11 protein-coding genes and 2 pseudogenes are annotated in these 14,891 nt (G+C 64.8%); 11 read left to right on the top strand and 2 right to left on the bottom strand.

Annotation, left to right across the window (positions count from 1 at the left end; genetic code table 11):
- The first annotated feature begins 6 nt into the window (after positions 1-6).
- From NVV79_RS08320 to NVV79_RS08335, 4 genes are read left to right on the top strand one after another with little or no spacing between them, the layout of a single operon-like run.
- Positions 7-1,212 carry a mandelate racemase/muconate lactonizing enzyme family protein gene (locus NVV79_RS08320; protein ID WP_303987985.1) on the top strand — a complete coding sequence of 402 codons (1,206 nt, stop codon included), beginning with the start codon at positions 7-9 and terminating at the stop codon, positions 1,210-1,212.
- The gene (locus tag NVV79_RS08325) at positions 1,212-1,976 is read left to right on the top strand and encodes a hypothetical protein (RefSeq protein ID WP_303987987.1); all 765 of its coding nucleotides are present in this window, start codon (positions 1,212-1,214) and stop codon (positions 1,974-1,976) included. Before NVV79_RS08320 ends, NVV79_RS08325 begins: the two co-directional genes overlap by 1 nt.
- Positions 1,973-3,061 (top strand): ABC transporter ATP-binding protein, encoded by a 1,089-nt coding sequence (locus NVV79_RS08330; RefSeq protein ID WP_303987989.1) that lies wholly within the window; start codon positions 1,973-1,975, stop codon positions 3,059-3,061. The genes NVV79_RS08325 and NVV79_RS08330 overlap by 4 nt, the downstream gene beginning before the upstream one ends.
- The gene (locus tag NVV79_RS08335) at positions 3,058-4,071 is read left to right on the top strand and encodes an ABC transporter ATP-binding protein (RefSeq protein WP_303987991.1); all 1,014 of its coding nucleotides are present in this window, start codon (positions 3,058-3,060) and stop codon (positions 4,069-4,071) included. Before NVV79_RS08330 ends, NVV79_RS08335 begins: the two co-directional genes overlap by 4 nt.
- 26 nt (positions 4,072-4,097) lie before the next feature.
- Here the strand turns inward: NVV79_RS08335 and NVV79_RS08340 are convergent, their stop codons facing one another.
- Together NVV79_RS08340 and NVV79_RS22565 are read right to left on the bottom strand one after the other, a co-directional pair.
- On the bottom strand, positions 4,098-7,685 hold the full coding sequence (locus NVV79_RS08340; protein ID WP_303987993.1) for a hydantoinase B/oxoprolinase family protein: 3,588 nt from the start codon (positions 7,683-7,685) through the stop codon (positions 4,098-4,100).
- Positions 7,686-7,755: 70 nt separating this feature from the next.
- Positions 7,756-8,701 (bottom strand): annotated as a pseudogene (locus NVV79_RS22565) (alpha/beta hydrolase).
- A 139-nt stretch (positions 8,702-8,840) separates the two neighbouring features.
- Here NVV79_RS22565 and NVV79_RS08355 point away from each other — a divergent pair.
- The 7 genes and pseudogenes from NVV79_RS08355 (at position 8,841) to NVV79_RS08390 (ending at position 14,858) form a co-directional block, all read left to right on the top strand.
- Positions 8,841-10,094: an MmgE/PrpD family protein gene (locus NVV79_RS08355; protein ID WP_303987999.1), complete on the top strand. Its 1,254-nt coding sequence runs from the start codon at positions 8,841-8,843 to the stop codon at positions 10,092-10,094.
- A gap of 31 nt (positions 10,095-10,125) precedes the next feature.
- Positions 10,126-10,671 carry a winged helix DNA-binding protein gene (locus NVV79_RS08360; protein ID WP_303988001.1) on the top strand — a complete coding sequence of 182 codons (546 nt, stop codon included), beginning with the start codon at positions 10,126-10,128 and terminating at the stop codon, positions 10,669-10,671.
- A 174-nt stretch (positions 10,672-10,845) separates the two neighbouring features.
- Positions 10,846-11,805, top strand: a pseudogene (locus NVV79_RS22570) (flavin-containing monooxygenase); the annotation flags it as partial.
- 187 nt (positions 11,806-11,992) lie between these two features.
- Positions 11,993-12,361, top strand: a complete 369-nt coding sequence (locus NVV79_RS08375; protein ID WP_303988007.1) for a hypothetical protein — start codon at positions 11,993-11,995, stop codon at positions 12,359-12,361.
- Positions 12,351-13,157 (top strand): SDR family oxidoreductase, encoded by an 807-nt coding sequence (locus tag NVV79_RS08380; RefSeq protein ID WP_303988009.1) that lies wholly within the window; start codon positions 12,351-12,353, stop codon positions 13,155-13,157. Before NVV79_RS08375 ends, NVV79_RS08380 begins: the two co-directional genes overlap by 11 nt.
- 43 nt (positions 13,158-13,200) lie before the next feature.
- Positions 13,201-14,208 carry a TRAP transporter substrate-binding protein gene (locus tag NVV79_RS08385; RefSeq protein WP_303988010.1) on the top strand — a complete coding sequence of 336 codons (1,008 nt, stop codon included), beginning with the start codon at positions 13,201-13,203 and terminating at the stop codon, positions 14,206-14,208.
- 83 nt (positions 14,209-14,291) lie between these two features.
- Positions 14,292-14,858: a TRAP transporter small permease gene (locus tag NVV79_RS08390; protein WP_303988012.1), complete on the top strand. Its 567-nt coding sequence runs from the start codon at positions 14,292-14,294 to the stop codon at positions 14,856-14,858.
- Positions 14,859-14,891: the final 33 nt, after the last annotated feature.

Genomic DNA, 14,891 nt, shown 5'->3' on the forward strand with positions numbered 1-14,891 from the left:
AGCACTATGAAGATCGTCGATGTCCGCACGCAACTGTTCGAATACCGCCTGGGCCGGCGTCGTGGTGATGCGCATGCGCCCAGCGGGCGCACGCACCAGAACAACGCCCTGGTGGAAATTCTGACCGATACCGACCATGTCGGCATCGCCATCGCCTCGACCAATGCGGTCTATGGCATTGCGCGGCTGAAGCGCGTGCTGATCGGCGCTGATCCCCGCCAGGTGCTCGGGCTCTGGCAGACCATGGTCGACCTCATCTTCAAGAGCGGCAATTCCGGCATCATGAACGAGGCGCTGTCGGCGCTGGACATGGCATTGTGGGACCTCAAGGGGAAAGCCTATGGCGAGCCGCTATGGCGGCTGCTGGGTGCGAAGACCAATCGCGTCCGCGCCTATGCGAGCGGCGGCGACATGCCGCTCAACGACGAGCAGCTCACCGCGTTCTACAGCCATATGGCGAGCCGGGGCTTTCGGGCCGCCAAGCTGAAGATCGGGCTCGACATAGAAGAAGACGCGCGGCGCCTCGCCCTGATCCGCGACGTGATGACCGTCAATGGCAAGCCGCCGGCGCTGATGGTGGATGCCAGCGAATACTGGCATGCCAAGCAGGCAGTGCGGCGCATCACCTGGCTTGAGGAGCGGTTCGACCTGACCTGGGTGGAGGAGCCGGTGCAGCGGGCCGACTATCGCGGGCTGGCCACTGTTTCGAGCCACATCAAGGCGCCTGTCGCTGCGGGCGAGAATCTCAAGACCGTGCTGGATTTCCAGTCCTATATCGAACACGGTTCGGCCGACATCGTGCAGGTCGGCCGCATGATGAGCGGTTTCACCGGCGCCATGCAGGTCGGCAACCTGGCCTATGCGCACGGCCTGCCCTGCGCCGGTTCGGACTCCGAAGCCAAGGTGTTCGCCCATGTCGCGGCCGCCTTGCCGAACCACATGATCCTCGAAGTGCATGACGATCAGGTCGAAGAGCCCATGCTCAGGGCCGACAACTGGATCGAGGACGGCCATGTCGTGCTGGGCGACAGCCCGGGCCTGGGGCTGACTGTCGACCGCGAAATACTCAAGGCCCATTCGATCGAAGCGCCACGCCCCGGCCGCTCGGGGGCGGGCTGGGCCGGCCGCCGCGCCGGCGCAGGGCTTATGGAAGTGCCGGCAACCGACGAAGAACGCCGCATCGGGGCACTCCCGACCGATGGAGACGAGTGATGAATACGCCCCGCGTTTCGGATGATCTGCTGGAAAAGATCGGCACGCTCGGTACGGCGACCGTATTCTATCTGCTGCATATGCGCAGCATCGGGCGCAAATATGGTTCTGGCCCGATCGCGATGACGGGCGTGGCGCCGCTGGCACCCGGACGCAAGCTGGTGGGGCGGGCGGTGACGCTGCGCTACCTGCCGTCGCGCGAGGATATGCAGGCGGAAATCGCCACCAGCGCGGGAGCCGATGGCATGAATGCGACGCCCCGCTGGCGGGTGATCGAGACCTGTGGGCCAGGTGATGTCCTCGTATCGGACGCGATGGGCCAAAGCGGTACCTCGACCGGCGGGGAGATCGTCTATGGCCGGCTGTTCCAGCGCGGGGCGGCGGGCATCGTGACCGATGGGGCCATTCGCGATGCGCAGGCGACGCTCGATATGGGCTGGCCGGTCTATGCGGGCGGTCGGGCGACGATGATCGGCGAGACCAGCCTGCTGCCTTACGAATACAACGTGCCGGTGCAGTGCGGCGGCGTTCTGGTGCGGCCTGGCGACGTGATCCTGGGCGACGACGACGGCGTGGTGGCCATCGCGGCCGGATTGGCCGAGGAGATCGCCATGGCGGGACGCGAGCACGAGGCCATCGAAAGCTCGATCCTGGCGAATATGCGCGAGGAAAATGCCTCGCCGTCGCGCTTCTATCCCTTCAATGCCAATACACGGGCCATGCATGCGGCGCGGCGTGCTCTGTCGGACGGAGGCCAAGGGTGAGCGCGCCACTGCTCGAAGTCCGCGACCTCGAGGTTGCCTTCGATACGCGCCGCGGACGGGTCAAGGCCGTGGATGGGCTCTCGTTCAGCCTGGGCAAGGGCGAGATCATCGCATTGGTGGGCGAATCCGGCTGCGGCAAATCGGTGGCGGTCCGCTCGGTGATGAAGCTGCTGCCCGAGCAGACGGCGCGCTACGAAGCGGGCTCGATCACGCTCGATGGCAAGGACCTGCTCGATCTCGACGACAAGGCGATGCAGAAGATCCGCGGCCACGACATCGCGCTTATCTTCCAGGACCCGATGTCGAGCCTCAATCCGGTGCTGACCATCGGCGAACAGATCGGCGAGGCGATCAGCCGGCACCAGCGCGTCAGCCGCCGGGAGGTGGTCGAGCGGACCATCGAATTGCTGCGGCGGGTCGGCATTCCCGCGCCCGAGACGCGTCTCAAGGCCTATCCGCACGAATTTTCCGGCGGCATGCGCCAGCGCGTCATGATCGCCATGGCGCTGTCATGCAATCCCCGGGTGATCCTGGCCGACGAGATCACCACCGCGCTCGATGTGACCATCCAGGCGCAGATCATGGACCTGCTGAAATCGCTGGTCGCCGATGCCGGCGCCGCCGTGGTGATGATCACCCACGATATGGGGATCGTGGCCGGCGCGGCCGAACGGGTCTATGTGATGTATGCCGGCACGGTGGTCGAAACCGCGACGACCGCTGACCTCTTCGCCAGGCCGGCCATGCCCTATACCTGGGGCCTGCTGCGCTCCATTCCCTCGCTGGAGCGGCCGGTGGATGAACCGCTCGTGCCGATCGAGGGCCTGCCGCCCAATCTGGCGCGGCTCGAACCGGGATGCCGCTTCCGGCCGCGCTGCGCCTATCGCCGTGCGATTTGCGGCGCGGCGGAGCCGCCGCTGGCCCCGGCGCCCGATGGCGCCGAAGGGCATCTTGCCCGCTGCTGGGGGCTCGATCCGGAAAATGGCTGGCTGCGGGATACCGACTGGACGAGCGATCTGGGCGATGCCGAAACGATGGCCGAAATCAGCGCTGCCGCCGCGCAGGTTCAGGGTGAGAAGCGATGACCGACACCAGCGAACCGATTCTCGATATCCGCAACTTGACGGTGCGGTTCGGCAAGGTGGCCGCCGTCAATGACATGAGCCTGACGCTGCGCCGCGGGGAAACGCTTGGCCTGGTGGGCGAAAGCGGCTCGGGCAAGTCCACCACCAGCCGCGCCGTATTGCAGATCAACCGGCCGACCAGCGGCGAGGTCTGGTTCGACGGCGAGGAGCTGGTATCGGCCAGCCGAACCAGGCTCAAGGCGCTCCGGCAGCGCATGCAGATGGTGTTTCAGGATCCCCGCTCGTCGCTGGACCCGCGGATGACCGTGGAGGCACTGCTGGCCGAGCCGCTCGTCATCTTTGGCATCGGCAATCGGACCTTGCGCAGGGCGAAGGTGGCCGAGATGCTGCGGCTGGTCGGACTCGATCCGGCCGTAGGAAGCCGCTATCCGCACGAATTTTCCGGCGGGCAGGCGCAGCGTATCGCGATTGCGCGGGCGCTGATCCTGGAGCCGGAACTGATCATCGCCGACGAGCCGGTCTCGGCACTGGATGTGTCCATCCAGGCCCAGATCATCAACCTGCTGGTCAAGCTGCGGACGCAACTGAACCTCTCCATGCTGTTCATCGCGCATGACCTGGCCGTGGTGCGCCATATCTCGGATCGCGTGGCGGTGATGTATATGGGCCGGGTGGTGGAACTTGCCGACCGCGACCGCCTCTATGGCGCACCGGCGCATCCCTATACGCGGGCGCTGCTGTCAGCGGTGCCGGTGCCCGATCCGGCGGTGGAGGTTCATCGCAAGCGGGAAATTCTCACAGGTGAATTGCCCAGTCCCGGCCGGTTGCCCTACGGCTGCGCCTTCCGCAGCCGTTGTCCGCTGCATGCGGCTTTGGGCAGGCCGGAGGTCTGCGCCAATGTGCTGCCGCCCCTAGTTCCCCTGGCGCCGAACCAGTCGGCGGCCTGCCACTTCGTCAGTGATGCGTCTGCAGCCGCAGCACGAGACCAGCGCGGTGGTGTTTCGGCCTGAGCGAGGCCGGCTTGGTTTCAGCAGGCTCAAGCCACGCTTCCAAAACCGCCGCCGGTTGGGGTTTCGATAATGATGGAATCCCCGATCTGCATGGCGATCTGGTCGCATGAGTCGAGCGCAACCATGTCGCCATTGCGCCGGATCACCGCATTGCGGCCCAGGCTGCCGCTTTTGCCGCCGGCGATGCCGGCCAGGGCGACCTTTCGGTTGCCGCTGAGGATGGCGCAGTCGAGGTCCTCGCGGAAGCGGATGACCCGGCGCGTGCCGTCGCCCGACCGCCAGCGACCTTCCCCGCCCGAACCGCGCCGGATGGAGAATTCGTCGAGGATGACCGGAAAACGAGCCTCGAGCACTTCGGGATCGGTGAGCCGCGTATTGGTCATGTTGGTATGGACGGCCGCTGCGCCGTGGAAGTCCGGCCCAGCCGGGGCGCCGGAGCAGATCGTCTCGTAATACTGGTAGGTGCTGTTGCCGAAGGTCAGGTTGTTCATCGTGGCCTGGGACAGGCCCAGCCGGCCGGTAGCGCCGAACAGGCAATTGGCCACGGCCTGGCTCACTTCCACATTGCCCGCCACCACTGCCGCCGGATAGCGGGGCGACAACAGAGTGCCTTCGGGAATGACGATGTCGATCGGCCGCAGGCAGCCGGCATTCATGGGGATATTCTTGCCCACCAGCACGCGGAACACATAGAGTGTGGCGGCCTGGGTGACCGGTTCGGGCGCATTGAAATTGGTCGGCTGCTGGGGGCTGGTGCCGGTGAAATCCACCATGAGCCGGCGCTGTGCCCGATCCACCGTCAGCGCGACGCGAATGACGGCGCCCTGGTCGGTGGGCAGCTCGAATGTGGCATCTTCCAGCTGGTCGATCACGCGCCGCACTTCTTCGGCCGCATTGTCCTGCACATGGCCCATATAGGCCTGCACGACATCGAGGCCGAACTGGTCGATCATGCGGGTGACCTCCTGGGCGCCGCGCTCATTGGCGGCGACCTGGGCCTTGAGATCGGCGATATTCTCCTCGACATTGCGGACCGGATAGCGGGCGCCGAGCAGCAGGCTGCGCAAGGCCCCCTCGCGGAAGCTGCCCTGGTCGATCAGCTTGAAATTGTCGATATAGACGCCTTCCTCCTCGATGGAGGTGGCGAGCGGGCTCATCGAGCCCGGCGCGATGCCGCCGATATCGGCGTGGTGGCCGCGGCTGGCCACGAAGAACAGGATGCGCTCGCCCGCAGCGTCGAAGACCGGGCTCACCACGGTGATGTCGGGCAGATGCGTGCCGCCGTGATAGGGGGCATTGAGGGCAAAGACGTCGCCCGGCCGGATGGACTGGTGGTTCTGGCGGAGCACGGCCTGCACCGAACGGTCCATCGAGCCCAGATGGACCGGCACATGTGGCGCATTGGCGACGAGATTGCCCTCGCCGTCGAACAGCGCGCAGGAAAAGTCCAGGCGCTCCTTGATATTCACCGAGCGGGCCGTGTTCTGCAGCACCAGCCCCATCTGCTCGGCGATGGACATGAAGAGGTTGTTGAACACCTCCAGCATAACTGGATCGACACTGGTACCGACGGCCTGGGTGGTGACCAGCGGTTCGATCCGCTGCAGCACGATATTGTCCAGCTCGGTGAGCTCGGCCTGCCATCCCTGTTCGACGACGATGGTCTGGTTGGGCTCGATGAGCAGAGCCGGCCCGGCGATCCGCTGGCCGGTGGCCAGGTCCTGGCGCATCGCCACCAGCGCATAATGCCACTGGCCCTGGCTGAAGAAGCGCGTCCAGCGTTCCGTGGCCACGCGACCCTGCCGGCGTTCGGCTTGCGGCGCTATCCCGGCGCCGCCGCCCACCGATTCGACGGAAACCGATTCAACGATCAGCGTGCGGCCCGCCTGCACGAAGCCGAAGCGGGTGCGGTGGAGCTCTTCGAACGACGCGCGCATCTGGGTCGCGCTGCCCAGTGGGACCTGCAGGGCCGAGTCGGTGCCCAGATAGCGCAGCTGCAGGCTGACCTGGTCCTGCACGGCGGCATCGTCGACGCCCTGCGCCTGCAACTGGGCGCGGTTCTGTGCCACGAGATCGGCGATCACGGCCGCGATCCGCTCTTCGGCGCGAGCATCGAGTTCCTCTTCCATGCCCATCTGGCGCTGGGCGCTGAGATCGGCCAGGCCCATGCCGAAGGCCGAGAGCAGGCCCGAAAAGGGGTGGACGAGGATGGATTTCATGCCCAGAGCGTCGGCCACGCGGCAGGCATGCTGGCCGCCGGCACCGCCGAAACAGGTCAGCGCATATGCCGTGACATCATAGCCGCGCGCGACCGATATCTTCTTGATCGCATGGGCCATATTCTCGACGGCAATGGTGATGAAGCCATCCGCTGCCTGTTCGGCGGTCATGTCGAGAGCGAGGTCACCCACTAGGTCGGCGAAGCGGGCGCGCACCAGGTCGGCGTCGAGCTTCTGGTTCTGTTCCGCCCCGAAAATGGCCGGGAAAAAATCCGGCTGCAACTTGCCCAGGGCGACGTTTGCGTCCGTCACGGTCAATGGGCCGCCGCGGCGATAGGATGCCGGTCCGGGATTGGCGCCGGCGGATTCCGGGCCGACCTGAAACCGCATGCCATCATAGGACAGAATGGAGCCACCGCCGGCAGCGACGGTATGGACCATCATCATCGGCGCCCGCATGCGGACCCCGGCGACTTCAGTTTCGAAGGCCCGTTCCCAGGCACCGTCATAATGGGTCACGTCGGTGGACGTGCCCCCCATGTCGAAGCCGATAATGCGCTTGAAGCCGGCCTGTTCGGAGGTGCGGGCCGCGCCCACCACGCCGCCGGCCGGGCCGGACAGGATGGCATCCTTGCCATGGAACATGTCCGCCGATGTAAGGCCGCCGCCCGATGTCATGCATAGCAGGCGCGCCTGGCAGGTCTCGAGGTCGAGATCGGCGGCGACGCCTTCGAGATAGCGCCGGAGAATGGGCGACAGATAGGCGTCGACGACAGTGGTGTCGCCGCGGCCAACGATCTTGATCAGCGGGGAGACTTCGTGGCTCACCGAAACCTGGGCGAAGCCGATATCACGGGCGATGGCGGCTAGCTGGCGCTCATGTTCGGGATAGCGATAGGCATGCATCAGCACGATGGCGACGGCGTCGATGCCGGATTGCCTTACGGCCAGAAGCTCGTTGCGCGCCGTCTCCAGGTCGATGGGCAGCTCCACCTGCCCATCGGCCAGCACGCGCTCGCTGACCTCGATCACGCTCGAATAGAGCGTTTCGGGCTTTTCGATGCGCATGGCGAAAATGTCGGGCCGGGCCTGGTAGCCGATTTCCAGCTGGTCGCGCAGCCCCCTGGTAATCAGCAGGGCGGTGGGTTCGCCCTTGCGCTCCAGCAAGGCATTGGTGGCAACCGTGGTTCCCATCTTGATATTGCCCACCAGGCCCGGAGGAATTTTCTCCCCGGGCTGGAGGCCCAGGAAGCGGCGGATGCCGGCAACGGCGGCATCGCGATAGGCTTCCGGGCTTTCGGACAGCAGCTTCATGGCCTCCAGCGAACCGTCCGGCTTCCGGGCGATGATATCGGTGAAGGTACCGCCACGGTCGATCCAGAAGTCCCAGAGCATAAACGCGTCCTCAGAAAGAGCTGGTTACAAGCTGATATTTTATCGATAAAATGTCAACATAAAATCGATGTCAGCTGGATTGCGCCTGCTTATTGGTGGATTTGAGCCAGTCGATCATCAGCGCCTGCTTGTCGCGGGCCGCCGCGCACCAAGTGGTGGCGAGCAGGTAGCCGTGGATGAGGCCCTCGCCCTGATCCAGCGTGACCGGAACCCCGCTCTGTTCCAGGCGGCGGGCATAGGCCAGGCCGCTGTCGCGCAGGATGTCGTTCTCGGCCACGGCGACGAAAGCGGGCGGCATGCCCTCCAGCGTGTCGGCCAGCAGGGGCGCCGCCAGCGGCGAGATCTCGATCGGGTCCCGGCGGGCAATAGAGCGCCGCATACTGGTCCATCTTGGTACGCAGCAGGCCCGGCACTTCGGCCATTTCGCTATAGGAGGGATGGGTGGTGTCGAAGTCGGCGACGGGATAGACCAGCCATTGCGCCAGGATCGAATAGTGTGTGCCGCGCAGTTGCAGCGTCACCGCCGCGGCAAGATTGCCGCCGGCGCTGTCGCCGCCGACCGAGATGGCGCCGGGGTCGATGCCCAGCATTGCGGCCTGGTCGAAGGTCCAGCGCGTTGCCGCGACGCATTCATGCACTGCGCGGGGGAAAACATGCTCGGGCGCCAGCGCATAGTCGACGCTGATCACGGTTTGCCTGTTGCGCCGCGCAATTTCGGCCGCGACATACCAATTGGTGGTCGAACTGCCGCGCACCCAGCCGCCGCCATGGAAATAGACCAGGCATGGTGCCTTGCGATTGTCGGGGTCGCCGTAGAACACGCGGACCGGCACATCGCCGGTGTCATGCGGCACGGCGAATGTGCGCGTCACGACGCTTTTGAGGCTCGGATCGAGCATGCTGTCGGCGATTTGTTCGTGATGCGCCCGCTGTTGATCCCAAGTGCTGTCGGCCGGCAATTCGGCCCAAGCAGCGGTCCAGAAGGCGAAAAAGGGTTGCAATTGCGGATCGAGCATCGCGCGCTACGCCCGGAGGCGCCTCCTCTATATGACAGACGCCGACTGGCGACAGCGGTGAGGGTTTCCATACTGCGGCTGGAGTTGTCAACGTTTTGCCGATATAATGAAGATATTTTGCTAGTGATGGAAGAAATGCATGCGCGTGTTGGCTGAACGTATCGTGGACCGGGCCTTGCTGGCCGCGCGGGATACGCCCCGGCAGGACGCCCTGCCGCTGCTGGCGACGAATCTGGCTGTCATGCTGAGCCGGCAGAGAGGCGCCGATCCCATCGTCGCCGTGGTGGGGGCGGATCAGTCGATCGGCGCCAAGGCGTTCCGGCATGGTGCGCGCCTTTACGGCCGGGCCCAGGACGACTGGTATCATCGGGGCCGGTCCCATATCGGCACCGGCGTCCTGCCTGCCGTGCTCGCGGCGGGGGCCGACGATGTCGTGCCACCCATGCTTGCCGGCTTTTCGGCGATGATGACGGTGTCGGCAGCCTATGGCGTGCAGGCCCATACGAGCGGATTGCGCCCGACATCGATGTTCGCGCCGGTGGGGGCCAGCGTCGCGGTCGCTGTCGTCATGGGGCTTGAACGCGGCCGGATCATCGACGCGCTCAGCGCGGCGCTGGTGGGCAGTTGCGGTCATTCGGCCTGCATGCTGGAGGGCTCGGACGAGTGGCGGTATGAGGTGTTGCTGGCCATCCGGGCGGGCGCGGAGGCCGCCTGGCTGGCGGGTCATGGCGCCACCTTCGTCAAACAGAGTTTCGAGGGCGATTCGGGCTGGTGCCGCGCGCATTTCGATGATCCCGACGGGGTGCGGCTGGCGGCGGTGCTCGACGCACCGCCCGAACCGATCGGCGCCGTATCGGTCAAGCCATTCCCGGCCAGCGGCGTCGCCATGGGCACGATTGCGACCGCGATCAGGGCGGGTATCGCCGCTGGCGGCGCCGAGGTCGGGCGTCTCGTTCTCCATGTCTCGCCCGCGGTGATGGGCGTGCCGGGTTCGATGGGGCAGGCGCCGTTCAAGACCGGCATTGCCGCCGGCATGAGCCTGTCGCGATGCTGCGCCGAGGCCTTCCTGACCGGTGGACTGGCGGCCGCCATTCCCTCCGATCGGCGCGCCGAGATCGAGGCCCTGGCCGCCCGGCTCGAACTGTTTGCCGATCCGGCGCTCGATGACGACACGGCACGGGTCGAGGCGCATATGGCGGATGGTGTGGTTATCGAGACGGGCTCGGCCGCAGCCATGCTCTATCCGAGCTGGCAACAGGTCCTCGACGATCGGGATTGCTACGTTCGATACGATGTCGATGCCGAGCGTTTTGTGGAGATGATCGACATAATTTCGCGGGAAAAAGTGGCGTCGGAAACACTTGTGGGGCTGATCGCGCGGTCCGATGCCTGATATGCACAGTCGAGGATACGGAGAACCGGCAATGACAGCGACTTCCGATAATAGTGAATCCGAAGAGATTGCTCTCGGTCCAATAGTGTCGTCTGCGCATCTGGCGCGGCAAAGCGCCCTGCCGCAGCTTTCCGAATTTGAATTCGGGCTGATCATGGCGGCCAACGCGTTCAACCGCTGGATGGTGCGCTGCATGTCGGCTGCCGACGAGGCGGGGCTGACCTCGCTGGAAGTGCTGGTCTTGCATTCGGTAACCCATCGGGACCGCGCCAAACGCCTCGCCGACATCTGCCTGGTCCTGGGCATAGAGGACGTTCACACCGTGGTTTACGCCATCAAGAAGCTTGAAGCGCGCGGACTGGTGAAAAGCGTCCGCCAGGGCAAGGAGAAGGTGGTTTCCATCACCACCAAGGGCGAGGAAGCCTGCGACCGCTATCGCAAGGTACGGGAGACCTTGCTGGTCAGGGCGGTTGGCGAACTTGGTTTCGATCCGGGTGCCATCTCGAGCGCAGCGGGGATCATGCGGGCCCTGTCGGGGCATTACGACCAGGCCGCGCGCGCCGCCGCCAGCCTCTGACTCTTCATTGTGGAGAAAACGTCGATAAATTATCGATTATATGACGAATAGATGTTGACACATCCGCATAGCGTGTGTGAGCTTTCCTTAGGCAAGTTGGAGATTGCTCATCGTTTGGGCAATTAAGCCGGGATGCGTTTGCTGAGGAGCGGCGCATCCGACAAGGGGAGCGACATGCAGGGGCAGGGTGTCCGCATTGCGATCATCGGCGGTGGCTTCAGCGGCCTTGCGGCTGTCATCGAACTGCGTCGCAATGGCTTCAGCGACATTGTCGTGTTCGAGAAATCGGCGGGCCTGGGCGGCACCTGGTATGACAACCGCTATCCCGGCGCCGAGGTCGATACGCCCTCGCACCTCTATTCCTTCTCCTATTGTCCCTATGACTGGACGCGCAGCCATGCCCTGCAGGGCGAGTTGCTGGGCTATCTCAACCACGTCGCCGATACGTTCGACGTGCGCCGGCATTTCCGCTTCAGCACCACGGTCAGGTCGGTGGCGTGGAGCGATGCCGAACAGGTCCACACCCTTCGCCTCGAAGATGGTACCGAAGAGCGCTTCAACGTCGTCGTCAGCGCTCTGGGTTTTCTCAATCGTCCCCTCGTGCCGCAATGGGCGCAGCGCTCCGTGCGCGACCTGACGGTGGTGCATTCCGCCCGCTGGCCGGAAGGGCTGGACCTGACGGGCAAGCGTGTTGGCGTGGTCGGCACCGGCTCCACCGCTGTGCAGGTGGTCGACGAAGGCTCCAAGGTGGCCGCGGCGCTGACCGTATTCCAGCGCGAGCCCAACTGGGTCGTGCCCAAGAATAATGTGACATTCTCGCACCAGCAGCGCCGCAAGTATCGCAGCACGCTGGCGCAACGCTTCTCCCGGTGGCGCTCGCATGTCGTCTATGAGCGGGCCAAGTTATCCGGCGAGCAGGTGCTGGGCAGCCGCTCGAACCAGGCCTGGCAGAAGCTGTGCGAGGACAGGCTCGGGCGCGAATTCGCCGACCATCCCGAATTGCGCCGGCGCGTCACGCCCAGCCATCCCTATCTCGGCAAGCGGCCGGTCATCAGCGATCATTATTACACGGCGCTCAAGCGCCCTAACGTGAGTGTGGCGCCGGCCGCCGACACGCTGGAGAATGGCGGTGTGGTGGATGCGGATGGAACCTTCCACCACCTCGATGTCCTGGTGCTGGCCACGGGTTTCCAGGCTTCGAGTTACCTCGGCGCCCTCGAGGTTCGAGGCCGGGACGGGCTGGACCTGCATCAATACTGGGGCAGCGATCCGCACGCTTTCCTCGGTATAAGCGTGCCGAACTTCCCCAATTTTTTTCATCATGTACGGGCCCAATACCAATACCGGGCCACTGGTCTTCATGCTCGAGGCGCAGGCGCGCTACATCGCCCGCTCGCTCAAGCCGCTCCAGGCCGGCAAGGCAAGCAGCGTCGAGGTCAATCCCGGCATCAACCAGTGGTATCAGAACTGGCTGCAGGGCCGCCTCGCCAAAACGGCGTGGAATGCCGCGAACAACTATTTCAAATCGCCAAGCGGCAAGATCGTCACGCAATGGCCCGGCGACGTGACCACCTATTGGGTGATGACCCGCCTGCTGCGCCGGTTCGCCAACACATATCGCTCCGGCGATGTGGCACCGGCGAGTGCCGGCTCGCAAACCTCCGAAAGCGAGAACAAGAATGCGGCTTGAGGGCAAGGTCGTGGTCGTCACCGGCGCTGGTGGCGGAATTGGTTCGGCAACCTGCGCGCGCCTGCTCGACGAAGGCGCCAGCATCGCCGCGCTCGACCGCTGGTCGGAGCAGAGCCTGGCCACTGCGGACCTGGCGCCCAGGGGGACGGTCTCGGCGCAGGCAGCGGGCAGGATCGTCGCCCTCGATGCCGACGTGACCGACGCAACGGCCCTGGAAGCCGCGGTCGCGGCGGCCGGCACGGCGCTGGGCGAGATCGATGGCGCCTTCCTCAATGCCGGAATCCTGCGCGGCGGCAATCTGCAAACCACCACCGACAAGGATTGGCAGGACACGCTCGACGTCAACCTGACCGGCGTGTGGAAGTCGGCCCGCGCGGTCACCGGCGCCATGCGGGCGCATGGGCGTGGCGGCTCGGTCGTCATAACCAGCTCCATTTCCGGCCTGCGCGGCGCCCAGGATTTTGCCGCCTATGCCGCGGCCAAGCATGGCGTGGTCGGGCTGATGCGCTCCATGGCGCAGGAATTGGGTCCCCTGGGCATAAGGGTCAATACTCTGCATCCGACCTCGGTCGATACGCCCATGGTCAACAGTCTCGAACATGCGCAGCGCTGGACCAAGAGCACGGGCGGCACTATGGCGGATCTGGAAGCGATCTACCGTGCCCGCCACCTGCTGCCGGTCGCCTGGCTCGATCCGCGCGACATTGCCAATGCGGTGCTGTGGCTGCTCTCGGACGAGGCCCGCTACGTCACCGGCGTGACACTCCCGCTCGACGCCGGTCTCTGCGTCAAATGACACTTTCATTCCACCTCAACCCGATCACGACAGGAACAGGTCAATGATCAACAGACGTAATCTTCTGCAGCTATCGGCCGGCGCGCTTGCCGGCTCTGCCTTCGGCGCCTTCCCGGCTTTCGGGCAGTCCGCCAAGAACTGGGATTTTGCCGATGAATATGTTGCATCGCTCAGCCCCGGCCGCGCTGCCAATTACTTCATCGAAGAGCTCAACAAGCAGGTCGGCGACGAACTGACCATCACCTATCAGGGTGGCGGCGCGCTGGGCTACAAGTCGGCCGAGCATTTCAATGCGGTCGAAACGGGCGCCGTGCCCATGGCCATCACGCTGGTGACCCAGCTCAACGGCGTCGATCCGCTGCTCGATCTGACCAATCTGCCTTTCCTGGTGCGCAATGCGAAGGAATCGCAGGATTTGTGGAATATCGCCCGCGACGAATATGCCAAGATCTTCGAGGAAAACGACCAGATCGCGCTGTTTGCCGCGCCCAGCCCGCCGTCGGGTATCCATTCCCGCGTGGCGCTGGACAATCCCGATGTGTTCAAGGGTCTGCGCATCCGCACCTTCGATCGTATTTCCACCACGACCCTGGCCAATGCCGGCGCCTCGCCGCTGCAGGTCGCCTGGGCCGATGTCGTGCCGCTGCTGTCGACCGGCGCACTCGACGCCATGCTGACTTCGGCGGATGGCGGCGTGTCCATCAGCGTCTGGGATTTCCTCGGCCATTTCACCGAGCTCAACTATTCCTCGGCGCTCTATATCGCGCATGTGAACCGCTATGAGTTCGAGGCTCTTTCGCCCCGCGTTCAGGATGCGATCATGGCGCTGTGCCGCCCCACCGACGACTATGCCTGGAAGACCATGGGTGAGCTGGTCGAGACCGGTTACGGAAAGTTGCGCGAGCATGGCACGCAGGTGAACACCAACCCGCCGGCCGCCGTGTTTGACCTGCTGGCCCAGGCCGGTGAGGCCGCCAAGGCCGAATGGCTGGAGCGTGTCGGCGATCGCGGCGCTGCCATCATGGAAGCCTTCGAGGCGTCTCGCGCCTGATTTGCCCAGGCGGGGGGATGCCTCTCCCCGCCTGATCTTGGCACACTAGGGGAGTGGATTCCCCGATAGGCAGGAGGTTCGGCATGGTGGAAGATCCAATTCTGGCAGATGAGGCTACCCCGCCTCCACCCGATCCGGCCTGGCTGCGACCCCTGGCGGTGCTTTCCAGCGCTCTCAACCTGGCCGCGGCGATTGCCGCCGGTGCGGTCGTCATCGGCATGGCGGGTCTGATCATGACCGAGATCATGCTCCGCTTCTTCTCGCGGTCGACCTTCATGACCGACAGTCTCGTGGCCTATGGTGTCGCCGCCTCCGTGTTCCTCGCGCTGGGCTGGACCATGGAGAAGAACGGCATGATCCGCGTACTCATGCTGCACCATGCCGTGCCCAAGCCCGTGCAATGGCTGTTCGAGCTGTTCTGCATCACTTCGGCCATCGGGGTGAATGCGATCTTCATGATCTATCTCTGGCGCCAACTGGCCAAGGATTTCACCCGCGGCACGATGTCGGGCCACTACCATCCCATCCCACTATGGATTCCGAGCGCCATCTTCTTCGTCGGGCTGGCCCTGTTGATGCTGCATCTGCTGGTGCGGCTGGGGCGCTTCTTTGCCCATGGCGTACCCAATGAACGCGAGGTGGTGCTGTGACGTCCCGTTTCCCAACCTGTCCAGTGGAGCTTC

This window comes from Devosia ginsengisoli (genome assembly GCF_024707105.1).
In the GTDB taxonomy this organism is placed as follows: Bacteria; Pseudomonadota; Alphaproteobacteria; order Rhizobiales; family Devosiaceae; genus Devosia; species Devosia ginsengisoli_A.

Bases quoted from the DNA above. Each gene is read 5' to 3' on its own strand.
- NVV79_RS08355 (WP_303987999.1), top strand. From the start codon at position 8,841: ATGCGCGTGTTGGCTGAACGTATCGTGGACCGGGCCTTGCTGGCCGCG.
- NVV79_RS08375 (WP_303988007.1), top strand. From the start codon at position 11,993: ATGTACGGGCCCAATACCAATACCGGGCCACTGGTCTTCATGCTCGAG.
- NVV79_RS08320 (WP_303987985.1), top strand. From the start codon at position 7: ATGAAGATCGTCGATGTCCGCACGCAACTGTTCGAATACCGCCTGGGC.
- NVV79_RS08380 (WP_303988009.1), top strand. From the start codon at position 12,351: ATGCGGCTTGAGGGCAAGGTCGTGGTCGTCACCGGCGCTGGTGGCGGA.
- NVV79_RS08385 (WP_303988010.1), top strand. From the start codon at position 13,201: ATGATCAACAGACGTAATCTTCTGCAGCTATCGGCCGGCGCGCTTGCC.
- NVV79_RS08325 (WP_303987987.1), top strand. From the start codon at position 1,212: ATGAATACGCCCCGCGTTTCGGATGATCTGCTGGAAAAGATCGGCACG.
- NVV79_RS08335 (WP_303987991.1), top strand. From the start codon at position 3,058: ATGACCGACACCAGCGAACCGATTCTCGATATCCGCAACTTGACGGTG.
- NVV79_RS08340 (WP_303987993.1), bottom strand. From the start codon at position 7,685: ATGCTCTGGGACTTCTGGATCGACCGTGGCGGTACCTTCACCGATATC.
- NVV79_RS08390 (WP_303988012.1), top strand. From the start codon at position 14,292: ATGGTGGAAGATCCAATTCTGGCAGATGAGGCTACCCCGCCTCCACCC.
- NVV79_RS08360 (WP_303988001.1), top strand. From the start codon at position 10,126: ATGACAGCGACTTCCGATAATAGTGAATCCGAAGAGATTGCTCTCGGT.